This window comes from Streptomyces sp. NBC_01537, from assembly GCF_045040445.1.
GTDB lineage: Bacteria > Actinomycetota > Actinomycetes > Streptomycetales > Streptomycetaceae > Actinacidiphila.
The window spans coordinates 5,405,387-5,428,514 of record NZ_CP109392.1; the positions used below are offsets into that span (position 1 = coordinate 5,405,387).

The 23,128-nt window shown below is 69.1% G+C and carries 21 protein-coding genes and 1 pseudogene; 13 read left to right on the top strand and 9 right to left on the bottom strand.

Annotated elements, in window-relative coordinates; genetic code table 11:
* Positions 1 to 271: 271 nt before the first annotated feature.
* Positions 272 to 1,021 (bottom strand): SDR family oxidoreductase, encoded by a 750-nt coding sequence (locus OG607_RS24960; RefSeq protein ID WP_405727540.1) that lies wholly within the window; start codon positions 1,019 to 1,021, stop codon positions 272 to 274.
* A 416-nt stretch (positions 1,022 to 1,437) separates the two neighbouring features.
* Between OG607_RS24960 and OG607_RS24965 the strand changes: the two genes are divergently transcribed.
* The 3 genes and pseudogenes from OG607_RS24965 to OG607_RS24975 all read left to right on the top strand — a co-directional run.
* Positions 1,438 to 2,121: a hypothetical protein gene (locus tag OG607_RS24965; protein ID WP_405727543.1), complete on the top strand. Its 684-nt coding sequence runs from the start codon at positions 1,438 to 1,440 to the stop codon at positions 2,119 to 2,121.
* Positions 2,122 to 2,368: 247 nt separating this feature from the next.
* Positions 2,369 to 2,734, top strand: a complete 366-nt coding sequence (locus tag OG607_RS24970) for a hypothetical protein (RefSeq protein ID WP_405727546.1) — start codon at positions 2,369 to 2,371, stop codon at positions 2,732 to 2,734.
* Positions 2,735 to 3,308: 574 nt separating this feature from the next.
* Positions 3,309 to 3,539, top strand: a pseudogene (locus tag OG607_RS24975) (Tn3 family transposase); the annotation flags it as partial.
* A gap of 152 nt (positions 3,540 to 3,691) precedes the next feature.
* Here OG607_RS24975 and OG607_RS24980 read toward each other — a convergent pair.
* The 4 genes from OG607_RS24980 to OG607_RS24995 all read right to left on the bottom strand — a co-directional run bounded on the left by OG607_RS24980 (position 3,692) and on the right by OG607_RS24995 (position 7,058).
* Positions 3,692 to 4,231, bottom strand: coding sequence for an NAD(P)H-dependent oxidoreductase (locus OG607_RS24980; RefSeq protein WP_405727549.1), 540 nt, complete (start codon positions 4,229 to 4,231; stop codon positions 3,692 to 3,694).
* A 148-nt stretch (positions 4,232 to 4,379) separates the two neighbouring features.
* Entirely contained in the window at positions 4,380 to 5,360 is a 981-nt protein-coding gene (locus tag OG607_RS24985; RefSeq protein WP_405737025.1) for an aldo/keto reductase, read from the bottom strand.
* 25 nt (positions 5,361 to 5,385) lie between these two features.
* The gene (locus tag OG607_RS24990) at positions 5,386 to 6,138 is read right to left on the bottom strand and encodes a nitroreductase family deazaflavin-dependent oxidoreductase (RefSeq protein WP_405727552.1); all 753 of its coding nucleotides are present in this window, start codon (positions 6,136 to 6,138) and stop codon (positions 5,386 to 5,388) included.
* A 74-nt stretch (positions 6,139 to 6,212) separates the two neighbouring features.
* Positions 6,213 to 7,058, bottom strand: coding sequence for an SDR family oxidoreductase (locus OG607_RS24995; protein WP_405727555.1), 846 nt, complete (start codon positions 7,056 to 7,058; stop codon positions 6,213 to 6,215).
* Positions 7,059 to 7,307: 249 nt separating this feature from the next.
* Between OG607_RS24995 and OG607_RS25000 the strand changes: the two genes are divergently transcribed.
* Positions 7,308 to 8,249 (top strand): helix-turn-helix domain-containing protein, encoded by a 942-nt coding sequence (locus OG607_RS25000; RefSeq protein ID WP_405727558.1) that lies wholly within the window; start codon positions 7,308 to 7,310, stop codon positions 8,247 to 8,249.
* Positions 8,250 to 8,331: 82 nt separating this feature from the next.
* Complete coding sequence (locus OG607_RS25005; protein WP_405727561.1) at positions 8,332 to 9,453, top strand: IS630 family transposase; 1,122 nt, start codon at positions 8,332 to 8,334, stop codon at positions 9,451 to 9,453.
* A 2-nt stretch (positions 9,454 to 9,455) separates the two neighbouring features.
* On the opposite strand, the gene OG607_RS25010 is transcribed toward OG607_RS25005, so the two are convergent.
* The 3 genes from OG607_RS25010 to OG607_RS25020 all read right to left on the bottom strand — a co-directional run bounded on the left by OG607_RS25010 (position 9,456) and on the right by OG607_RS25020 (position 11,867).
* Entirely contained in the window at positions 9,456 to 9,692 is a 237-nt protein-coding gene (locus OG607_RS25010) for a hypothetical protein (protein ID WP_405727564.1), read from the bottom strand.
* Between the two features lie 515 nt (positions 9,693 to 10,207).
* Positions 10,208 to 11,017: a DUF1963 domain-containing protein gene (locus OG607_RS25015; protein ID WP_405727567.1), complete on the bottom strand. Its 810-nt coding sequence runs from the start codon at positions 11,015 to 11,017 to the stop codon at positions 10,208 to 10,210.
* Positions 11,018 to 11,504: 487 nt separating this feature from the next.
* Positions 11,505 to 11,867 (bottom strand): hypothetical protein, encoded by a 363-nt coding sequence (locus tag OG607_RS25020; protein ID WP_405727570.1) that lies wholly within the window; start codon positions 11,865 to 11,867, stop codon positions 11,505 to 11,507.
* Positions 11,868 to 12,118: 251 nt separating this feature from the next.
* Between OG607_RS25020 and OG607_RS25025 the strand changes: the two genes are divergently transcribed.
* Positions 12,119 to 14,863, top strand: coding sequence for a hypothetical protein (locus OG607_RS25025; protein WP_405727573.1), 2,745 nt, complete (start codon positions 12,119 to 12,121; stop codon positions 14,861 to 14,863).
* Here the strand turns inward: OG607_RS25025 and OG607_RS25030 are convergent.
* Positions 14,814 to 15,116, bottom strand: coding sequence for a hypothetical protein (locus OG607_RS25030; protein WP_405727576.1), 303 nt, complete (start codon positions 15,114 to 15,116; stop codon positions 14,814 to 14,816). The genes OG607_RS25025 and OG607_RS25030 overlap by 50 nt on opposite strands.
* 363 nt (positions 15,117 to 15,479) lie before the next feature.
* Between OG607_RS25030 and OG607_RS25035 the strand changes: the two genes are divergently transcribed.
* The 7 genes from OG607_RS25035 to OG607_RS25065 all read left to right on the top strand — a co-directional run bounded on the left by OG607_RS25035 (position 15,480) and on the right by OG607_RS25065 (position 23,122).
* Positions 15,480 to 17,282, top strand: coding sequence for a PQQ-binding-like beta-propeller repeat protein (locus OG607_RS25035; protein ID WP_405727579.1), 1,803 nt, complete (start codon positions 15,480 to 15,482; stop codon positions 17,280 to 17,282).
* Between the two features lie 277 nt (positions 17,283 to 17,559).
* Positions 17,560 to 18,033, top strand: a complete 474-nt coding sequence (locus OG607_RS25040) for a hypothetical protein (protein WP_405727582.1) — start codon at positions 17,560 to 17,562, stop codon at positions 18,031 to 18,033.
* Between the two features lie 1,263 nt (positions 18,034 to 19,296).
* Positions 19,297 to 20,583 (top strand): flavin-containing monooxygenase, encoded by a 1,287-nt coding sequence (locus tag OG607_RS25045; protein WP_405727585.1) that lies wholly within the window; start codon positions 19,297 to 19,299, stop codon positions 20,581 to 20,583.
* 10 nt (positions 20,584 to 20,593) lie between these two features.
* A complete protein-coding gene (locus OG607_RS25050; RefSeq protein WP_151482049.1) occupies positions 20,594 to 21,064 on the top strand; it encodes a RidA family protein in 471 nt (156 codons plus the stop codon).
* The gene (locus OG607_RS25055; RefSeq protein WP_405727588.1) at positions 21,061 to 21,735 is read left to right on the top strand and encodes a DUF1028 domain-containing protein; all 675 of its coding nucleotides are present in this window, start codon (positions 21,061 to 21,063) and stop codon (positions 21,733 to 21,735) included. Before OG607_RS25050 ends, OG607_RS25055 begins: the two co-directional genes overlap by 4 nt.
* Positions 21,732 to 22,886 (top strand): M20 family metallopeptidase, encoded by a 1,155-nt coding sequence (locus OG607_RS25060; protein WP_405727591.1) that lies wholly within the window; start codon positions 21,732 to 21,734, stop codon positions 22,884 to 22,886. The genes OG607_RS25055 and OG607_RS25060 overlap by 4 nt, the downstream gene beginning before the upstream one ends.
* Positions 22,877 to 23,122: a hypothetical protein gene (locus OG607_RS25065; RefSeq protein ID WP_405727594.1), complete on the top strand. Its 246-nt coding sequence runs from the start codon at positions 22,877 to 22,879 to the stop codon at positions 23,120 to 23,122. Before OG607_RS25060 ends, OG607_RS25065 begins: the two co-directional genes overlap by 10 nt.
* The last annotated feature ends 6 nt before the right edge of the window (positions 23,123 to 23,128 follow it).

The following is a 23,128-nucleotide window of genomic DNA, read 5'->3' on the forward strand; positions in this document are numbered from 1 at the left end:
TGGGAAATTCGCTGGGCTGTCGGCGGTGCGGCGCAGGCCGTCGGCCTGGAAGACGGCCCGCGGCGACGGCCCCCGTCGAGGACGCCCGACGTTTTGGACGGGCTCCGGGCCTCGTCGCCCGGCCCGGCCGACACGACGATGTCCGCCGTGTCGGCCGGGCGCTCGCGTACCCGTGTCGGCACTCGGGACGGAGCCGGTCGCCTCCCGTGCGACGACCGGGGCGAAGCCGAAGACGCTTCCCTACCGTTCCGCGTCGGTCGCTACGGGTCGGTCAGCTGCTGGTGATCATGGCGAGGACGTCGTCGTAGGTGCCGGTGGCCTCCGCGTCGCGGATGAACCTGGCGCGCTCGACGACGATCTCCTTCGCGTCGGGCTTCTCGCGCAGCAGGTCGAGGGCCTCGGTGAGGAAGTCGTCCAACGGCATGGAGTGTTCGTTGTCCTGCTGGCCCAGCAGGGTCGTGCGCACGCCCGGCGGGACCATCTCGATCACCTGGACGCCGGCGTCAGCGCCAGCGAGTTGGATGCGCAGGCTCTGGGAGAAGGAGTGCAGCGCGGCCTTGGTCGCGTTGTAGGTCGGGGTGCTCTGATACGGGACGAACGCCAGCGCCGAGGTGACGTTCATGACGACCGCGTCGTCCTTGCCCACCAGCAGAGGCAGGAAGGCGTACGTCATCCGGATCGTGCCGAGCAGATTGGTCGTGACGTGATCCTCGGCGATCGGTAGTTCGGCCGGGTCGAGGAGGTTCTCCCGCAGCATGATGCCGGCGTTGTTGACCAGGACGTTCAGCCCTGGGTGGCTCGCCGCCACGGTCTCGCGGGCCTGGGCGATCGAGTCGGGGTCCGCGACGTCGAGGACGAGCGCGTCGATGCCCGGGTGCTCGGCCGTGATCTCGTCGAGGAGTTCCTTGCGCCGGCCGGCGACGACCACCTTGTTGCCGGCCTCGTGCAGACGCAGGGCCAGACCGAGGCCGATGCCCGAGGTTCCGCCGGTGATCAGGATCGTGTTGCCGGTCATCTTCATGGGGTCCTTGCTCCTTCGCTGCGGCGGGCCGGTGAGCGCCCGCAGCCTCGACCGTAGAGGCGCCCGCGCAGGGGCGGGAGAGGAAGGTTTATCCATGGATCGGCGCTCCCTGGCTGAGCCGTAGAAGACGCCACAGCCGGTCAGCGCCTCCAGACCGGCCGCAGCGAGCCGCCGGTAGGAGACCCCGGTGGCCGGGATCACAGGCTGTGCGGTAACAGCGGATCCGTCGTTGAACCGCAGCACCCGCGCGGACCCGGCCGGCTCCGGCGTCCGCGAGCCTCCGCAGCGGCACTGCTCCCGCGTGCCCACATCGTCGATTTCGCCCGAGCCGGAGCGGGGCACTGGCGTCATCCAGCCCGCCCGGAACTGCTCACCGGCCCGCTCCCGGTATCTACGACCCCAATGGCATGGGCGCCATGTTCTTCGCCATGCTCGCCCTCGCCGGGCAGATCGAACAGTGCATCCGGGAGAAGACCCTCGAAGGCCAGGTCATCGCCGCCGCCAAGTGCAACCACGGCGGACGGCCCAAGGTCATCGACGAGGGCATGCTCACCTTCGCCCTCGCGCTCAAGGAGGCGCTCCCGTCCCCGAGATCGCGAAGAAGCTCAGCATCAAGGCCGGCAAGAACAAGGACAAGCACCCCGCAGAGGCCGAACATACCTCGCCCCTGTGACCTCCTCGACCTCCTCCCGGGGTCTGAGCGTCAGGGCAGCTGCGGGTACAGGGCGGTCACACTCCCGTGGCTGTCCGGGGCTCAGTCTGGACATACCGGGTGCATGGAGACACGGGTGCGGTATGCGGAGATCCGGCCGTACACAGTTCCGGAGACGTTGGAGGAGCTGGCCGGTCCGAGGGATGGGGTCGTGGTTCTGCCGACCGTGTTGGACTGGACGCCGAAGCGGGTCTACGACCTATCGGATGACGTTGACTTGCGGATGCTCTACGAGACGGTCATCCGTGAGGCCATGCATGTCGAGGAGCTACGGCAGTTCCTGGACCAGATGCTTCTCTCGGACGTGTGGCAGAGGTTGTGGCTTCCGCAGCGCGTGCGGTTGATGTGGGAAGGGCGATTCCCACAGCTGGCTCGCAGGGCTGCGTAGAATCCGCCTGTATGGATCCGTTTCACGCCCGACTCGCCCGTATCGGCCTTGGACCTGCCGCGAAATACGGCTTCGTCCTGGCCGGCGGGTACGCGGTTCAGGCGCACGGGTTCCTGGAAAGGCTGTCGGATGACGTCGACCTCTTCACGAACATCGCCGACCCGGTCGCCTTCTCCGAAGCCGTCGATGCGGTGGCTGCGGCTTACCAGGCAGCGGACCTGACGTCGAGGTTGAGAAGCCCGGTGGGGTGTTCGCCCGGCTCGCGGTCGCTGATGAACAGGGGCGCAAGGCGAAGGTGGAGCTCGGGTGTGACTGGCGGGCTCACCCGCCTGCCGTGCTGGAGATCGGACGGGCCGCGCCCCGGGATTACCTTGATGTGAATGCTGCGCTCGCCTCCGGGCGGTACTCCGGTGGGCGACTACTGGAGTTGGCGTTGGAGCACGACGCCGGGTTCGAACCGCACTACTTCGCCCAGGCGCTGCTGGCGGTCGACCGTTGGCCGGACCGGGAGTACGAGGCGTACGGCGTTGATGGCAGCCAGGTGGAGGACATGCGCCAACGACTGCGCGCCTGGGCTGCCGAGATCCTCGATGAACGGACCACCGAGAGATGACCCAGTCGGCGGAGTCGACCTTGAAAGCCGGCTGGCGTCGGCCCCTTCATCGGCTATGGCGTTCGATGCCCGAACAGATGTATTGCGCCGGGGCTCAGCGAGGGGGCACTTGTATGGTTCCTGCAGTGAACTACGTTCGCCTCTCTGGCCGGTCGACATCATCGTCGGGAGCCCAGCGCCAGTCTCGCTGGCGGGTCGGTGACGACCCTTGCGGTGGACAGCCGGTGGACAGACGCCTTTGGACGGTGCAGTACGGGGCGGCACGGGTCAACTTGTTGCATGCGGTCTGACCAGCAAAGACGTCACTGCACAGCACAACCGGGCACCACGCAGCATGATCGCTCATGGTCTCGTAATGCGTAGGTCTCGGGTTCGAATCCCGAAGGCGGCTCTTAAAAGTGCAGGTCAGGGCCCTGAAAGCCCCTCACGAAGATCGTGGGGGGCTTTTCTGTACCCGGATGGGAACATCCTGGGAACATCGATGCTCTGATAAATCTCCTATGTCTATATTTTCGATAGTCGAACATGGTTCGAGAAGTGCCTGATGTCTCCCGCCTTTTGACTCTGGGTGTCGGGCCAGGAGGACCAGCTCGCCGCCTTCGGCCTGGTCCTCAACGCTGTCGTCCTTTGGAACACCCGCTACCTGGACCCCGCCGTTGCCCGGCTCCGCGCCGAGGGTCACGACATCAAGAACGAGGATGTCGCCCGGCTCTCCCCGCTCAAGTACCAGCACGTCAACCTCCTGGGCCGCTACCTGTTCAACATCAAGGCCAGCGGCCCCGGCCGGGGCCGTCGATCCCCCTGAAGTGTGCGGCGGCGTTGATGCCCTCGGCGCTGAGTTTGCCGACGAGACCGTCGGGCTTGTCGCTGTTGCGGGATCAGGGTGACGTCATAGCCCTGGGACGCAGCACCGCTGCGCCGCGGTCGGCGAGGGCGGCTGTTGTCGTGAGAGCGCGGTCAGGCGGCGAAGGATGCGAGCAGTTCGTTGTACTGCTTGGCGGCGGTGGTCAGGTCCTTTTCGGAGAGGCCGAAGGCGGTGCCGTACAGCTTGACCATCGGCTGGATGTCGAACTGGCACAGCCGCAGGGTCGCGTGCCAGTTGCTGAGGAGGGTCTCCAGGGTGGCCTTGTTCGAGCCTTCGGGGGTGTAGTGGTCGGCGGGGACGCCGGCGGTGACGGCGACGACGGCCTTCTTGCCGGCCAGCTGCGAGGGAGAGCCGTCCATGGTGAAGGCCCAGCCAAGGGTGAAGACCTTGTCCTGCCACTGCTTGAACAGAGGAGTGGTGTTGTACCAGAACACCGGGTGCTGGAAGACGATCACGTCGTGTTCGGCCAGCAGCGTCTGCTCGGCTTCGGTGTCGATCTGGAAGTCGGGGTAGGTGGCGTAGAGGTCGTGCACGGTGACATGGGCCAGGTCGCGGACGGCGTCCACGAGCGCCGCGTTGGCCTTCGACTGGGACAGGTCGGGGTGGCCTACGACAAGGAGAACCTTGGACATGATGAGGAACCTCTTCAGTGATCAGGGAAATGGGTGAACGGAACCGGGTCGACCTGGTGTGACGGGTCAGGAATCGTCGGGGCGTCAGCCCCACTGCTGTGCGAACCGCGGGAGCGCGGCGCTGAGCCGGGCGAAGCGGCGCCGACGGTCAGCGGTCGATGGTGGCCATGTTCGCCTCGTCATGGCGTTCGCCCGCCGCCGGTGTGAGGTCGTTCAGGCGTTCGAGCTGCGCGGCGCTGAGTTCGATGCCGTCGGCGGCGGTGTTCTCTTCGACGCGCGAGACGCGCCGGGTTCCGGGGATGGGGGCGATGTCGTCGCCGCGCGACAGCAGCCACGCCAGTGCGGTCTGTGCCGGGGTGGCGCCGATCTCTGCGCCGATGGCCTGTACTTCGTCGACGATGCGCAGGTTGCGCTGGAAGTTCTCGCCGGTGAAGCGCGGGTTGGTCTTGCGCCAGTCGTCGTCGGCGAAGTCGTCGACGGTGCGGATCTGCCCGGTCAGCAGGCCGTGCCCGAGCGGCGAGTAGGGAACGAACCCGATACCGAGCTCGCGCAGCAGCGGAAGGATCTCGGTCTCGACGTCGCGGGTCCACAGAGAGTATTCGGTCTGCAGCGCGGCCACCGGATGCACGGCGTGTGCCCGGCGGATTGTCTCGGGGCCGGCCTCTGAGAGTCCGATGTGGCGCACCTTGCCTTCGGTGACCAGCTCGGACAGCGCCCCTATGGTCTCCTCGATGGGTGTGTTCGGGTCGACGCGGTGCTGGTAGTACAGGTCGATGTGGTCGGTGCCGAGCCGCAGGAGCGAGCCTTCGACCGCGGCCTTCACGTTGCCGGCGCTGCTGTCGATGGCGCCGGGGCCTGCGCCGGAGTGGGAGACGAGACCGAACTTCGTCGCCACGACGACGTCGTCGCGGCGGCCCTTGATGGCCTTGCCGACGATTTCCTCGCTGTGGAAGGGGCCGTAGATCTCGGCGGTGTCGATGTGGGTGACCCCGAGGTCCAGCGCCCGGTGGATGGTGCGGATCGACTCGGCGTCATCGAGCTCCCCGCCCGTGGTGTACATCCCGGCCATGGTCATGGCTCCGAGGCCGATGCGGGAGACATCGAGCCCGCCCAGTGATACGTGCTTCATCATGTACTTCCTGTCGTTATGGCCGTCAGGCCGGTCGGTGGTCATGGTCAGTGCCGAACCAACTGGCGGACCGTGCTTCGGTGGTCCGCGCATTGCTGGCGCGGGCGCCGTTCCCCAGGTGGCGGGTCAGCTTCCCTGGCGGCACCCTGCGGCGGGGCACCCTGCGGCGGTCTCCGCCTCGGACGGGTGCGGGGGCGTATTGCCCAGGCGCGAGCGTCGTCGTAGGCCAGGCTGGCGACGACGTCGACACCTTGACCGTGGTCAGCTGGGGGCCGACGGACAGGCGGCGGGGATCGGCAGGCTGAACCGGCTGCGCCGCGTCAGTGTTTCTGGGCCGCCGGCTCAGAACGAGGACCGGGATCTCACGGGTGGTGTTCTTCTGGTACTCGGCGTAGTCGGGGAACGCCTCGACGGCTCGAGCCCACCACACGGCCTTTTCGTCCCCGGTCACCTCGCGTGCCAGCATGTCGTGGCGCACCGGGTCGGCCACCACGTTGTGGTACCAGATCGGGTGCTTGGGAGCTCCTGCCATCGAGGCGACCACTGCGTAGGAGCCGTCGTGCTCCACCCGCATCACCGGGGTCTTGCGGATCTTGCCGCTCTTCGCGCCCAGGGTGGTCAGGATGACGACGGGCAGGTCCCGTAGCCTCTCGTCTTCTTCCCGTGCGACCAGGACACTCAGCGTCGTTCCTTGCGTACCACCGGAGCTTTCGTACAGCTCCACCTGGTCACGTACAAACTGCGCCTTGCTCGGCTCGTACTCGCCTTTGAGTGGCATGTTGCCTCTCTCCATGCTGTCGAAAGTGCACCTGGTAGCGGTCTCCGCCCCGGCCGGGGTGCGGGTCGTGTTACTTAGGCGTGGGCGTCGTCGTAGGCCAGGGCGCCGCCCAGTTCGCGGGATGCCTCGGCCTGGGCGAGGAGTTCCTGTGCCTTGGCCTCGGCGGCCTCGATGGCGTCCGCGCCGGCGACGAAGCGGTGCAGAGGCTTGTCCTGGCCGGCGATGGTGAGCAGGGCGCGGGCGAGCTTGGCGGGGTCGCCGGGCTGCTTGCCGTTCATGCTCTTCATGCCCTCGATCCTCGGGGCGGTGCGCGGGGCGTAGTCGTCGATGGACAGCTCGGGCCAGGTGGTGGAGCCGTCCACGAGGAGCTCGGTGCGGAAGTAGCCGGGCTCCACGAGCGTGGTGTGGATGTTGTACGGCTCGACGTCGTAGCGCAGGGACTCCATCCAGCCCTCTTCGGCGAATTTGGAGGCGGCGTAGGCGGAAGTGAATTCCATGCCGACCAGGCCGGCGGTGGAGGTGATGGTGATGACGTGGCCGTCGCGCTGCTTGCGCAGGATGGGCAGGACGGCGCGGGTGACGTTCATCGGGCCGAAGAGGTTGGTCTCGAACTGCCGGCGCATCTGCGCGGGCGAGATCTCCTCGAAGTAGCCGGTGAAGAGGTTCCCGGCGTTGTTGATCAGGACGTCGATGCGGCCGAAGCGGTCGACGGCGGCCTGCGCGGCGGCCTCGGCGTCTTCGAGGCTGGTGACGTCCAGCTTGGTGACCAGCAGGTTGTCCTGGGGCCCGCCGAGGGTCTTCTCGACCTTTTTGGGGCGGCGGCCGGTGGCGACGACCCGGTGGCCGGCCGCGAGGGCCTCGCGGGCGATGTCCGTGCCCAGGCCGCGTCCGGCGCCGGTTATGAGAATGACCTTGCTCATGAGGGGTTTCCTTTCAGTTGCCGTCATCCGGCACCCACTGTGTGCGGGGGTGAGTGCGTGCAGCGCCGACAGCGCCGCGGAGGAGGCTGGAGACCAGCGACACAAGCGCCGCCGTATCCGGGTTGTTCACACCGCCGTGGGCGGTGCACCACCAACAAAACCGGCTGTCACGCGAGTGTGGGAGTCCCTGATGAGGGGGTCACTGACAGGGACCCCCAACCCGGCCGAAGCACTCGTAGAGTGAAACGCATGGCAGGCAGAAACAGCCCACATGGTAGTAACCGCGACATCCGTGATGATTTCCGGGCGGAGATCCGGGAATTCCTGGGCACACGACGGGCCAGGGTCACCCCCGAGCAGGCCGGACTGCCCGTGTATGGCGGAGAGCGCCGGCGGGTCACCGGGCTGCGCCGGGAGGAGGTCGCCCTCCTCGCGGGCATCTCCAGCGAGTACTACACCCGGCTGGAGCGCGGCAACGCCACCGGCGTCTCCGAGAGCGTCATCGAATGCATCGCGCAAGCACTTCAGCTCGACGAGGCCGAACGAATCCACCTGGTCGACCTTCTACGCGGTGCCGGCACGACCCGTCCGCCACGCCGCCGGCCGGCCCAGCAGCGCGTGCGGCCGACAGTGCAGCGCGTCCTCGACTCGATGGCCGGCACACCCGCGTTCGTCCTCAGCGGACGCGGGGACATCCTGGCCGCCAACCACCTCGGCCGCGCCCTGTTCTCACTGGTCTACGCCGACCCCGCCAGACCGCCGAACAACGCCCGGTTCGTCTTCCTCAGCCCGCACGCGACCGAGTTCTTCCGCCACTGGGACGAAGTCGCCAACGACACAGTCGCCATGCTGCGCGCCGAGGCCGGCCGCGATCTCTACGACCGGCGGCTCACGGACCTGATCGGAGAGCTGTCCACCCGCAGCGAGGAATTCCGCCGCCGCTGGGCGGCCCACAACGTCCGCATGCACACCACCGGCGTGAAACTCCTCAACCACCCGGTCGTCGGCGACCTCGACCTACCCTTCGAAACCTTCCCACTCCCCGACGGCCCCAGCCAGTTCCTCCTCACCTACACCGCCGAGCCCCACTCACCCTCGCAGGACGCCCTGAACCTGCTGGCCAGCTGGGCCGCGACCAACGACGACATCGAGCGGTCCGCGCCGGCCGACGACTCCGAGGCGGCCGACTAGTGCTGTGACCGCGAACGTTTGCCGGGTTGCTCGTTGTGCTGGTTGGAAGTGACGAGGCTTCCAACCAGCGTGGGGAGGCGGGATGGCGCAACCGGTTCGGGTTCGCAGGCTGACCGAGCAGGAGGGTCAGAAGCTGCAGCAGATCGTGCGGAGGGGCAGTACCAGCTCGGTGCGGTCTCGGCGGGCGATGATGCTTCTGGCCTCGGCCGGCGGCAGCACGGTCCCGGTCATCGCGCGTCTGGTCCAGGCGGACGACGACACCGTCCGTGACGTGATCCACCGCTTCAACGAGATCGGGCTCGCATGCCTTAACCCTCAGTGGGCGGGAGGCCGTCCCCGCCTGCTCAGTCGTGACGACGAGGACTTCGTCATCCAGACGGCCACGACCCGCCCGACCCAGGTCGGCAAGCCCTTCACCCGCTGGTCGATCCGCAAGCTCGCCGATCACCTGCGGCGCAACATCGCCCGCCCGATCCGGATCGGCCGCGAGGCCTTGCGGTGCTTGCTGGCCCGCCGAGGGATCACCTTCCAACGAACGAAGACCTGGAAGGAGTCCCCCGACCCCGACTTCGACGCCAAGCTGGAGCGGATCGAGTACGCGATCAACGAGCGGCCCGCCCGCACCTTCGCCTTCGACGAGTTCGGCCCGCTCGGCATCCGCCCAACAGCCGGCTCCTGCTGGGCCGAGGAAAACCGCCCCGACCGACTGCCGGCCACCTACCGCCGCACCCACGGAATCACCTACTTCCACGGCTGCTACTCCGTCGGCGACGACCAGATGTGGGGCATCAACCGGCGCCGCAAGGGCATTGACCACACCTGGGCAGCCTTGAGAACGATCAGGGCCGCCCGCCCCGACGGCGCCCCCATATACGTGATCCTCGACAACCTCTCCGCCCACACGAACTGGCGGATGAAGAGATGGGCGGCCAAGAACAAGATCGAGCGGTGCTTCACCCCGACCTACGCCTCCTGGGCCAACCCCATCGAAGCCCACTTCGGACCCCTACGGCAGTTCACTCTCGCCAACTCCAACCACCCCAACCACACCGCCCAGACCCGGGCCCTGCACGCCTACCTGCGCTGGCGCAACAAGAACGCTCGCCACCCCGACGTCCTCGCAGCACAACGACGCGAACGAGCACGCATCCGCAGCGAGAAAGGACTCCGCTTCGGCGGACGCCCCTGTGCTGAAGCGGCCTGACGTCATCGCCCCGACCACAAGAACTGCTCGTCCGGCTCCTCCCGCCGCTCCAGCACTCCCGCATCGGCCAGTTGAAGAAGCACCTCATGCAGAGCGTCCCCCAACGGGTTGTCCGTCCAGAACACCCACTTGACCTGTGTGAACGTCTCAGACTCGCCAAAGATCCCCAGCGAGCAGCCCACCACGAAGGCAGCACCGTCCCAGTCAGTCCAGCCAGTAAGGCCCTCGGAAAGATCCACGAAACGATCCTGCCAGCACACGCTCAAACCCGGCGAACGTTCCCGGTCACAGCACTAGGTACGAGGCCGGTGAGATCACTGCCGGAGCTGTGGCCGCCAGGCTCCGTGCCGACAACGTTCCCGGTATCCGGGCCGTGCCCGGTTCCAGCCCGCTGTGCGCCCGCAAGATCAGCTGAACCGTCCCGCACCCGTGCCGGAGTGGACTTCCTACCCCCGGATCGGCATGTACCAGAAACTCGGCATCGGTCAGCAGACTGTCCAGCCCGCCTGCTCCGACCACCTGCCGCACCGCGTGTCTCAGCCCGGCCCCGTCCAGCCCGGCCCAGCCACCCGCTGGCACCGGGAGATCCCGCGTTCCCTTGGACCTCACTACCTCACACCTCTCCGCACAACTGTGCCCGTACGCCGGTCGACGCTGATCCACCGCAGTCGCCGATTTTCCTCTGCGCTGACCTGGTGCCCCGCTTGAACGGACCCGCGAGCCAGGGTGGGCCCGGTCCGGTCGGCCCCAGGGCTCACGTTCCCGGTCGATAGAGGATCTCTGCGCGGCCGAGTTGTCCACGCTCAAGATCACCGTTGCCGATGAGCACGTGAAACGACCCCTCTCCGAACGCGTTCCGGTCAGCTGCGTACCCGTCGATGTAGAGCAGAAGGGTGTGCGTCAGGGAATCAAACATCAGGCGGTCCTCCCGGTCCCGGAGGTGCGGATTGCCGAGCAGCCTCAGCAGGGCCGCCGGGCAACCACCGTTTGCCACCAGGGTCTCCTCAATGGCCTCCACGACAGAGTGGTCGAAGACTGCGGAATCCGGCTTGCCGTCGGCGCCGACCGCTTCGCAGACCAGCGATGGAGCGAGTCTGAGCCGGCGTTCCTCGAAGACTCCGTCGTCGTCCAGCCCCTCGGGCCGCTCGGCTGTCGTCAACGGCCCCGGTTGCGGTATGTGGACGATCTCCGCGGTGGTCTCGTCGATCTCATACCCGTAGGCCCGGTCGCCGTCGTAGATGGAGAACAGGTAGAACATCCCTGCCGCAGGCAACGCGGTCCTGTCGGCAGCGGATACCTCGCCGAGATTGAGCTGGCAGACCAGCGCGAGCGGCTCATCGGTGCCGTCCTCGGTCGGCCACGTGAACGAGTCGTCGACATGAGGGAGACCGCCCAGCTTCGAGCACCCCAGTTCGACCGGGGTGGACTGACCCGTTTCCTGTCCACCGACCACAGACCGGAGCGTGGGCCCCACGGCATCACCGATCCGGGAACCGAGGGCCTCGATCACGGACGACGGCCAACTCCGGGCATTGAGAGCCCGAATGACCTTCTCTTTCAGCATGCTCACTCCTGTGCGACGTATCGCGCGGGCGGAGGCCGCGACGGCCTGCGTCGGCGCCGTCCGCAACATGGGTAGACCAGATTGACGGTTACTGGTGATCTTCGAGTGATGGTGCTCGTGAGGCGGCCATCGCTGCAGCTCAGAAGGCTGTGCCCGGCGACATCGCGCGGTGAATCTCAGTAGATGACGTAGTCGAGACATGCGACCTTGAGGTTGTTCAGCGCACGCGCATCACCGCTACGGCCGCCGCCGGGTGACGGTCCGCAAGCGCGACGACCACCCGCGCGGGGTCCGCGGCAAGTCCCGCACCGAACGGGCCGAACGTTTTACAGTCCCCAGCTACGCCTCATCCACCGCTGAGCCCGCTCATGACGGCGAACCAGGCAGCGCGGGCGTACGCGAACGGCATCCTGTTCGCGAAGGAGGTGATCGTGTCCACGATCCGGTCCTGGGTGCCGCGAAGCCGCGCGTAGACGGCGATTGTGACTCAGGTGCCGCCCCAGCCCCACGAGTCGTCGTCCGGGTCTTCGGTCGCGTACAGGGTGGGACCGAGGCGCGCGGCAAGCGTGTCTCCGGCAATACGCGTTTGGGCGACCGTGCCGTCGGCACCCACCGTCAGCGCCGCGTAGTACCCCAGGGCCGCCCAGTCCGAGGGCACGTGGAAGAAGAATTCCACCGCGTCGTCCGGGCGCTCGTCGCGCAGCAAGGGCAGCAACTTCTCCAGAGTGCAACCGCCGCCCCCGCCACTGATCACGACAGTCACCTGATCCGGTGCCGGCCGCCACACCCGCACATGCGCGTAGCCCTGCCAGCCATCGAAGGACCGCACGTAATGCTCGTCGCGGATCATTTCGGGATAAGCACGTTCAACGGCCAATGGGAGGGCCCTTCTTCTCAGTACCCGGCTCCAACGCCCCACAGCAGCAGGTCCACGGTAAGGGCGATGCGGCGCCGGTGACCGTCCCAGGCAGTCGGTGCGGGCTGTCCGAGCAGGTCAACGGAGGCTGCTCTGGCGGCAAACCGGTCCCCGTTGCGGGCCGGACCGGGGCGGCGCCGTCGCATAGACTCGGGTGACCAGCGTGGTGGGTGGGGGAGACACGGGTGGACGATCGTGAAACCGATGATCCCAGGTTGATCTTCGCGGCGGCCCTGACCCGGCTGCGTCGGCGACTGCCGGACGTGTCGGACGAGACCCTGGCCCGGCGGGCCAGCGCGGTGGTGCTGCCGTCCGGGCGCCGGGTCGCGGTGAACGCGCGCAGGCTTGGTGAATGGCTCAACGGGCAGTCCGTGCCCCGTCAGTTCGAAGCCGTCATGGCTTTGGTGCACACCGTGGAGAAGGTGGCGGGAGGCGCGCCCACCGCGCAGCCCAGCGTGGCGCAGTGGCAGCGGCTGTGGCGCGCGGCGCGGGACTACCGGAGCAGCCCCGCCTCTGGACGGCAGCCGCAGCCTCAGCCGCAGATCGTGATCGGCCGTCCGCCGGGCGATGCCGCCGCGCTGCGGCGGCGTGACGGGTTGGCCGAGAGCATCGACGCGGGCATGCGAGACGCATCCGTCCGGCAGATCCTGCTCACGGGCGCGGGCGGCGTCGGCAAGTCACAACTGGCCGCGGCGGCGTTCCACCGCGCCATGCAGCGGGCCGAGATCCTGCTCTGGGTGCCCGCCGGCGACCGCCTGTCGGTTCTGGGCAGTTACGCCCGCGCGTGGCGGGCGTTGTCCGGGGCGCGTATCGCGGGCATGACGGGCATCGAGGGGGAAGCCCCCGCGCCCGGCACCGACTCTGGCGGGGACGACGAGACCCAGGCCGACCTGTTCCTGACCTGGCTGAGATCAACCGCCACTCCCTGGCTCGTGGTCCTCGACGACATCGACGACCCTGGCGAACTGTCTGGGCTCTGGCCTGCCGGTGACGCCGGCCGGACCGTCCTGGCCACCCGCCGGCGGGACGCCACGCTGCTGCGCCCGGGGGTCCGGGTGATTGCCGTCGGCGTGTTCACCGCCGACGAGGCCACCGCCTACCTGGCCGACCGACTGCTGCTCGACCTGGGCCCGGCCGCCGGGCACCACGGGCCGCCGACGCACCGTCGCGAGGATCTGGCGACCCTTGCGGCAGCCCTAGGCCACTTTCCACTCGCCCTTTCCCAGGCGGCCGCCTTCCTCATCGACACCGGCATGGACCTGCCCGCATACCTGAGCCTTCTGGCCGACCGGCGGGAGAGCGTCGCCGGTCTGCTCCCGCCCTCCTCCCCCGCGGACGAGCACGGCGGCACGGTGACCAGCACCCTGCAACTCGCCCTCGGGCGGGCGGAGTCGCTGGCACCGCCCGGGACCGCCCGTGCCATGCTCGAACTGATCTCGATGGTCGCGCCCGACGGCATTCCCGACGCGGTACTGCTCGGTTCGGCGGCGCGCGACTGGCTCGGCGGTGATGCCGTCCCGGAACTGGGCACCCTGCTGGCGTTGCGGGCACTGCACCGGTTGAGTCTGGTCACCCACCATGGACCTGCCGGCCCGGCGGTCGTCGAGGTGCATTCCCTCGTCCAGCGCGCGATTCGCGACGGTGTACCGGCCGACCGCCGCGAACGGCTCGCCACGGCCGCGGCCGACGCGCTGGAGGAGGTCTGGCCCGCACCGGACTGCGAACCGGAGACGGAGACCGCCCTCTACCGCAGCGCCGAAGTGCTGCTGGCGAATGCAGGCGGTCACCTCTGGCACGGCGGCGGCCTGCATCCCCTGCTCCGCCGGTTCGGGCCGCATCTGACCGCTCTGGGTCGTCCCGCCGCGGCCCGGGACATGGCCCAGGGCCTGGCCGACCAGGCCCGGCGGCGGCTGGGCGACGACCACCGGGACGTTCTGACGCTGCGTTCGCAGGCGGCCCAGGCCGGGGGAGACCTCGGGGACACCACGGCGGCCGTCCGGTCGCTGGCCGAGATCAGGCGCGAGGCGGAGGACAGCCTCGGCCGCGCGGACCCGGACACGCTGTCCATCCGGCTGCACGAGGCACGCTTCCGGATGGAATCGGGCCTCATCGACGCCGCGCTGGCCGACTTCGTCACCCTGGCCGCCGAGGCGCGGGCGACGCTCACCGCCGGTGACCCGCTGGTGACCTCCGCCGATGCCTACGTCGCCCTGTGCCGCGGGCTCTCCGGGGACGCCCAAGGCGCGCGCGACGCGTACGCCGCGATTGCCCGGGAACTGGAGCGGGACCTCGGGCCCCGGCATCCGGCGACGTTGAAGGTCCTCACCGACCTCAGCCGGTGGATCGGGGAGACGGGTGACGTGCGGCTGGCCGTAACCACCTATCAGCAGGCGGTGGACGGCCTGGTCTCCGTCGTCGGCCGGCTGCACCCCGATACCCTCGTCGCCCGGCACAACCTCGCCTACTGGCACGCGATCGCCGGCGACCTCGACGGTGCGATCGAGCAGTTCGACACAGCGGCCGACGACGCCCAACTCGCGCTGGGCGCCGAGCACCCCACCACCCTGACCTACCAGGTCAACCTGGCTTTCTGGCGTGGCGTCGCCGGAGACACCGCCGCCGCGCCGGGCCGACTGGAGCTGCTCCGGCGGACCTTGGAACGAGTCCTCGGCGCCGACCACCCGCGGACCCTGCGGGCCCGGCAGCAGCAGGCCGAACTCCTGCACCGCGGCGGTGACCACGCCACCGCGGCAGACCGGCTCACCACCCTGCTGGCCGACATGGTCCGGGTCCAAGGCGCCAACCATCCGCGTACCCGGGAGGCCGGCCAACTGCTGACGCGGTGGTCGCAGGAACGGGCCGCCGCGGTCTCGCAGGACCTCAACGCGACGGAGAAGGCGCTGCGGGCCGCCTCCGACGGACAGCCCTGACAACCGCGCCCCCCGCCACGGCCGCGACCATGCCGCCGATGGCCACCTCGATGTTGAGACGCTCGCGGTCCTCGATGCTCCGAAGGTCCTCCCTCACCCGCGCCTCGCTCTCGGGCGAGAGCTGGAGGTCATAGAGGTAATGTTCGGCCAGCCGCCGATCGTCCTTGTTCGCATACGTCAGCAGGCTCAGTACGGCGAATGCGACACCCACCACGATCATGAGTACGCCCACCACGGACATGGTCCTGCGCATGATGCCTCCCTGATGGCGGCGGCCGGAAGGTTGCCGCTGCCGTGCCTTGAGGCTGCCGAACCTAGAGCCGGGGCCCGTTCGCTGTCCCTCGCCGAACCCGCCGGCACCTACATCGGACCAGGTCGGGAGCGGGACCGCGGCCCCCGCTCCGGCCCGGTGCGGGAGGCCGGGTGCCCCCGGTCGGCGCTGGGGTGCCACCGCGTGTTGCGGAAGGCTGGGTGCGTGCGGGTTCGGGCGGGCCGTCGGCTGTGTCGGGTCGTGCCTCCGGAGCCAGTTGTGCATGTGCGGGGGATGGTGTGGGATCTCGACAGCGGCGGGCCCGTGAGGCCATTTGGGCGTGGGGACGTGGCAGGGGGTTGTCGGGTGGAGCCGTTCGAGGCACTGGAGGCGGGGGATCCCCGGCAGGTGGGGCGGTACCGGATCGTGGCCCGGCTGGGCGCGGGTGGGATGGGCCGGGTGTACCTGGGGCGCTCGCCCGGCGGACGGTTCGTGGCGGTGAAGGTCGTACGCCCGGAGCTGGCCGAGGACGGTGGCTTCCGGCGCCGGTTCGCCCGGGAGGTGGCCGCCGCCCGCCGGGTGAACGGGGCGTTCACCGCGGGCGTGGTCGATGCCGATCCGGACGGATCACCGGCATGGCTGGCGACGGTGTACGTGCCCGGGGTCCCGCTGGGTGATGCCGTGGCAGCGCACGGACCGTGGCCGCAGGCCGCGGTGTTCGCACTCGGGGCGGGGCTGGCCGAGGCCCTGGAGGTCATCCACGCGGCCGGCGTGGTCCATCGGGACCTCAAACCGTCGAACATCCTGCTGGCTGCGGACGGACCGCGAGTCATCGATTTCGGGATCTCGGTGGCGGGCGAGGCCAGTGCACTCACCAGCACCGGCACGGTCGTGGGCACGCCGGGGTTCATGTCCCCCGAGCAGCTGACCGGCAAGCCGGTCGGACCGGCGAGCGACGTCTTCGCCCTGGGTGCGGTACTGGCCTTCACCGCGACCGGGGCCGGGCCGTTCGGGACCGGCTCTGCGCACGCCCTCAGTTTCCGCGTCGTGTACGAAGAACCCGACGTGCACCAACTTCCGCCAGTCCTACGGACCCTGGTGGCCTGCTGCCTGGCCAAGGAGCCGGGCCGGCGGCCCACGGTGACCACGCTGCTGCACCAACTGGCCGATACCTTCGGCGGCCTGCCGGCCGTCCCCCGGACCGCCACCGAGCCCGGCTGGCTCCCCGAGCCGGTCGCCGCGACCGTGCACTCGCGCACCGTCGCCGCGCCGCTGCCCGAGGCTCCGCCACTGGCACGGCCCGAGACGTCCGAGCCCCCGCCCACGGAGCCGGTGCCGGTAGAACCCGATGCCGACCCGCCGGAGCGCCCGGCGCCGGCCCGGCCGAGGGAACAGCGCGACTTCATCGTCCTGCCGCCCGGGGCGCGGCTCCCGTCCCTGCCGCCCGTGAAGGCTGCGGCACGCCCGGCCGGGATCACCCGCAGACGGACCCTGCTCGGCCTCGGCGGCGCCACCGCCGCAGGACTCGGCTTCGTCGGCTGGAAGATCCGCGGCAGCGGTTCCTCTGCCCCCGGCGAGCAGCGGTGGCTGTTCCGCGCCGGTGACTCGGTGTCCTCGTCACCGGCGGTGGCGGGCGGCGTGGTGTTCGTCGGCAGCAACGACCACAACCTGTACGCGGTGGACGCCGCCACCGGCGAGCAGCGGTGGAAGTTCCGCACCCACGGCAGAGTGGGCTCGTCGCCGGCCGTGGTCGGCGGTGTGGTGTTCGTCGGCAGCGAGGACGGCAACCTGTACGCGGTGGACGCCGCTTCCGGCGAGCGGCGGTGGAAGTTCTCCAGCAGCCCCATCCTGGCGTCGCCGGCCGTGGCCGGCGGTGTGGTGTTCGTCGGCAGCGTCGACAGCAACCTGTACGCGGTGGACGCCGCTTCCGGCGAGCGGCGGTGGAAGTTCCGCACGGGCAACGTCGTGGACTCGTCGCCGGCCGTGGTCGGCGGTGTGGTGTTCGTCGGCAGCGTCGACAGCAACCTGTACGCGGTGGACGCCGCGAGCGGCGAGAAGCGGTGGAACTTCCACACCACCAGATCCTTGTACGAGGACCCTGCTGTGGCCGACGGGACGGTGTATGTCGCAGGTGGCGCCGTTGGCGCCTTGTACGCGGTGACGCTGTAGGGGCCGGGACCGTGTGGCCGACGCGCGACGGCATTGTCGACCAGCGTCTGCATGTGCGGAGCAGGGCGAAGAACGGCCGACCGGGTCACCTCCACGAGAAGAGATACAACGACCCGGTCGGGCGGCAGGGCAAGAAGAATAAATATCGGGTCAGAGTTGTGGTGATCCGAGGACGCGTGATTACCGCGTATCCGTTCTAGGAACACTCCTGTGGGCGGGAAATCGCAGGGTTTCCCGCCCACACGACCTCGTCACATATTCTGATGGAAAGCGGTCCATGAGCGCACAACCCCTCGTCACCTGCCGTATCGACCTGCCGGGCGGTTCCCTGAGCCGGGCCGCCAAACGCATTCGCGAGGCGAGCCTGACGGACCTCACTTACCGATTCCCGCTCGGTACGGTGGTCATCGAGGGCGGCGTCGTCGTCCTTTCCGTCGAGGACGTCACCGTGTTCGACTTCGCCAGGGGAATGCTGTACGCACTGAAAGACCTCGAGAAGGACGGCGAGGCGGAGTACGAGTTCACGGAGGGAGAAGGCAGCCTCCTGATGAGCGTCGATTCGAAGCACATGGTCCGGATGACGGCCGACTTCGACGACGGCACGATCGTATGCGACTACGAGCAGCTTTCGGCGGCAGTGCGCGGATGCGGACGCAGCCTCCTGGACGTCATCACCGCTTCCTCTCCGGAAGCTCTTCGCAACCCGCACATCGCGGAATTGGCCGCGTCGCTGGAGTACCAGTCCCACTGAGCGACACGGCCGGCGCCGACTGTCACCCCTTGGCCTGGGGCAGCCGATCCTTCGGTGTATGGCGCTGGCCCGCGGATCGGCCCCGCCGGCACCACTTTGCGGGCGAGGCTGTACCTCGCCTCAGCGCGCCCTGTGGCAGGACGCTGCACAGCGGCCCGGCAGGCACGCGTAGACGGCCAAAGAGGCCCTACCCCCGGCGGGGTAGGGCCTCTTTGCATCGCTTGGTCGATGCGCTGGAGACACTTTCCCGCCCGGCGCCGGCCTGGCGGACCGTCCGGCGGGGCCCCAAGCGTCCGCCCGGCAGGGCGTTCCTGGGGCCAGCGTGGGGCCGGAAGGAGAGGGAAACCCCGTGAACGATCATGAAGTCCCGGGGAAGTGCATGCCTATTGACCTGCTAGAACGAGCAAAACGGGGACAGCCAGGTAAGCCTAGGGGAACGATCTTGCGAGCTCGTAATGCGTAGGTCTCGGGTTCGAATCCCGAAGGCGGCTCCATTTTTCCAAATCACATGGCCTCTGAAGTGCGATTTTAGCGTGCGCATATCAAAGTCTGGTCTAGTCCACTGGTTGACGAGGGCCATTTGGGGCCCGTCTGGGGCCAATCTGGGGCCGGGGAAATCCCCGCAAAGCATCTGATGAGATCACAAAGCCACCCGATTGACGTTTTTCGAGGGCGTGATTACGCGTCCTGACACCTGAGCCTCCTTCGCCGGCCGGGCGGGAGTCGGGACGACGGTCGCGGTGGTCTCCTGAGCGGCCCGATCCTCTCCGCCAGCCGGTTCAGGACCCGCTCGGCGATCACCAGCTCCTCCCGCTGGGCCTGGACCTCCTCCAGCTGCTTGGCCAACTCCTCGGCGCGCGTGTCCAGTTCACTCCGGCGAGCCGTGATCCGCTCCAGTTCCTGCATCCCCACGCCCTCTCACGCTCTCCCGGCGTTCCAGCCCGGTGACGGATCACAAGAGCGGCACAGCGGCCGGCGCTGCCGAACCCGACAACGCCTCCGGCCGACAGGCCGGACGACCTTCACTATGGACACCGGCCGACAACCAGCACGAGTACCCCGCCCACCCCTCACACCAGACCCCGCGACCTGCAAACTTCACGATGCACGGGCCTCACTGCCTCAGCCCTTGAATCTGAAAATCAGATCACTCGGAACGGAAACATCTGTTGGACAGAGTTTCGGGCGTGTTCGAGGATGTGTCGTGCGGTAGCACAGTCAACGCGACACCCGGGAGGAACTACCGCCTGAATGGAGGCTGACATGCCGAGTGAAGAGACTGAAGTAGTCGTCGTCGGGGCGGGCCAGGCAGGCGTGGCGATGAGCGAGCACCTCGGGGCCCACGGCGTGCCGCACATCATCCTGGAGCGGCACCGGGTCGCCGAGCGGTGGCGCTCGGAGCGGTGGGATTCCCTGGTCGCGAACGGGCCTGCGTGGCACGACCGATTCCCGGGCCTGGAGTTTCCCGACGTCGACCCCGACGGTTTCGCCACGAAGGAGCAGGTCGCCGACTACTTCGCCGCGTACGCCGAGAAGATCGGTGCCCCGATCCGGTGCGGCGTCGAGGTGACCTCGGTACGCAAGCACGACGGTCGGCCCGGCTTCCGGGTCGAGACGTCGGAGGGTTGTATCGACGCGCGCTTCGTGGTGGCCGCGACCGGACCGTTCCAGCGGCCCGTGTTCCCGCCCATCGTCCCGGAGGGCGCCGTCCCGGTGCAGATGCACTCCAGCGGGTACCGCAACCCGGAGCAACTGCCCGTGGGCGCGGTCCTCGTGGTGGGGGCCGGCTCCTCGGGGGTCCAGATCGCCGACGAGCTGCGCCGGTCCGGACGCCAGGTCCACCTCTCCGTCGGTCCGCACGATCGGCCTCCCCGCGAGTACCGCGGACGTGACTTCTGCTGGTGGCTCGGTGTGCTCGGACTTTGGGACGCCGAGACGCCTCCCCAGGGTGCTGAACATGTCACCATCGCGGTCAGCGGTGCCCGCGGCGGCCACACCGTGGACTTCCGTGCCCTGGCCGACACCGGCATCGAGCTCGCCGGACTGACCGCGTCCTACGACGACGGCGTACTGCGCTTCGCGCTGGATCTCGCGACGAACATCGCGCTCGGCGACGACAAGTACATCTCCCTGCTCCGCGCGGCCGACGAGTACGTCGAGCGCAACGGGCTCGACCTCCCCGAGGAGCCGAAGGCCCACGTCCTCGGACCGCTCCCGGACAGCGTGACCGATCCCCGCCGGGAACTCGACCTGGCCGAGGCCGGCGTCACCTCGATCATCTGGGCGACGGGCTTCGCCGCCGACTACGGCTGGCTCGACGTCGACGCGTTCGACGAGAACGGACGGCCGGACCAGCGACGGGGAGTGTCCCGCGAGCCCGGCGTCTACTTTCTGGGCCTGCCCTGGCTGTCTCGCCGCGGATCGAGCTTCATCTGGGGCGTGTGGCACGACGCCAGGTACGTCGCCGACCACATCGCGATCCAGCGGGGCTATCTCGCGTACGGCATCACCGACCGGCCCGGCGCCGCGCCGGCGACCCGGAAGAACTGAGGAGCAGAAGATGACCTCCACGAGTGAGGGCCGCCAGGTGAAGGCCCCAATCGTCGCGGGCGGACACACCCGGATCCGCCCGTTCAACACGCGCGAGACCTATCCCGAGCAGAACCTCGACAACGACCTCTGCCAGGCCGTCGTCGCCGGCAACACGGTGTACGTCCGCGGCCAGATCGGCCAGAACCTCGACACCAGCGAGTCAGTGGGCATCGGCGACGCCGAGGCGCAGGCCGAACAGGCGATGGCGAACATCAAAATGCTGCTCGAAGAGTCGGGCAGCCGGATGGAGCACCTGGTCAAGGTGACGATCTATCTGATCGACCCGCGTTATCGCGAGGCGGTGTACCGCACCGTGGGCCGCTGGACCAAGGGCGTCCACCCGATCTCCACCGGCCTGGTGGTCTCCGCCCTGGCTCGCCCCGAGTGGCTGTGCGAGATCGACGCCGTCGCCGTGATCCCCGAAGAGGACCGGGCATGACGTTCTCCCTCGTGGTCCGTGACGGCGAACGGTTCGGCATCGCGGTCAGTTCGTCGAGCCCGGCGGTCGCCGCCCGGGTCGCCCATCTGCGGCCCGGGGTCGGCGCGGCGGCCTCACAGAACATCACCGACCCCACGCTCGGTACGAGTCTGCTGCGGGAGCTGGTGGAACACGGTGACGCGGAGCGCGCCCTGGCCGACGTCACGGGCGCGGCTCAGAACGCGACGTCCATCGCATACCGCCAGCTGACCGTGCTGGGCCGTTCCGGACCCGGGTTCGCCTACAGCGGCTCACGGACCCTGGGTACACACGCCTCGGCCACCGCGGTCGGCGCGGTGGCGGCCGGCAACATGCTGTCCGGTGAGCACATCCCCGGCGTTCTCCTCGACGCATGGTCCGCGGCCACCGGTGAGCTCGAGGAGCGTCTGCTCACCGCCCTGCGGGCCGCGGTCGCGGCCGGCGGCGAGGAGGGACCGGTGTACTCCGCGGGCCTGGCGGTCGTCGCGGACGTGGGTTGGCGGGTGACCGACCTGCGGGTGGACTGGGCCGAGGATCCCGTGGACCGGCTCGGTGAGCTCCTCGACATCTGGATGCCGCAGCGGGACGACTATGTGCGGCGCGGACTCGACCCCGCCTCCGCCCCCTCGTACGGCGTGCCGGGTGACCGGTGACGGGCGCGCTGAAGAAGGCGGCCCGGCAGGCGGTCGGCCGTCATGCCGAGGAACTGATCGGTCTCTCCGAGCGGTTGCACGCCGACCCGGAGACGGCCTGGGAGGAACACCGGGCCGCCGCAGCCGTCCCCGAACTGCTGGACCGCGCCGGCTTCGACGTCACCTCTTCCTACCTGGGCCTGGAGACGGCGTTCTACGCCCGGTTCGGCAGCGGGCCCGTCCGGATCGCGTTGTGCGCCGAGTACGACGCGCTGCCCGGTCTGGGGCACGCGTGCGGCCACAACCTCATCGCGGCGAGTTCGGTCGGCGCAGCGCTCGGCCTGGCCGCCGTCGCCGACGAAGCCGGCCTCACCGTGGAGGTCTACGGCACCCCGGCCGAGGAGGGCGGCGGCGGCAAGATCGAGATGCTCGGCCGCGGGGCCTTCGCCGGGGTCGACCTCGCGATGATGGTGCACCCGGCACCGGTCGACGTGGCCGAGGCCCGTCCCTTCGCGGTCAGCCATTCCAAGATCTCCTACACCGGGAAGTCCGCGCACGCCGCCGCCTACCCGGAGGCCGGGGTCAACGCGGCCGACGCTTTCACCGTGGCCCAGGTCGCCATCGGGCTCCTGCGCCAGCAGTTGCCGGCCTCGGCCAGGGTGCACGGCGTGGTGACGCACGCCGGGGACGCCCCGAACGCCATCCCGGAACGGTCGAGCGGACGGTGGTACGTCAGGGCCGAAACGCTCGCCGAACTGGCCGAGCTGGAGCCGCGCGTCATGCGGGCCTTCGAGGCGGGCGCCCTCGCCACCGGCTGCGACCTGGAGATCGAGCCGGAGAGCCGGCCGTACGCGGAGTTCCGCACGGATGAGACCGCCCTCGGGCACTATCGTGCGAACGCCGTGGCACTGGGGCGGGAGTTCGCGCCGCCCGGCCAAGCCGCACGGATGAACCGGGCCTCCACCGATATGGGCAATGTCTCGCAGGTGGTGCCGGCCATCCACCCCTACATCGGCATCGGCTCCCTGCCCGCCACCAACCACCAGCACGAGTTCGCCGCGTACTGCGTGGGCGGAACGGCGCAGCAGGCCCTGCTCGACGGAGCGACCGCGCTGGCCTGGACCGGTGTGGACCGAGGCGTGCCGGGCGGGGGAGCGGCTGCGTGCCGGTGACGGTCCACGGCGCGGCTGTGCGCCCCGGCCGCGTGCCGTGGATGGACCCGGGCGACGTCCTGCCCGGGTCCGGCTTCTCCATCCATAGCCACTGGGAGGCGCGTATGCCCACCTGTAACAGCGGCGCCACGTCGACCACCGAGGCCGAGGTGGCCACCGACGTGGTCGCACTGCGCAGGAGCGTTGTGGCGGGAGCCGTCGGCGTCTTCGTGCACCGGTTCGACTGGGCTGCGTAGGCCTGT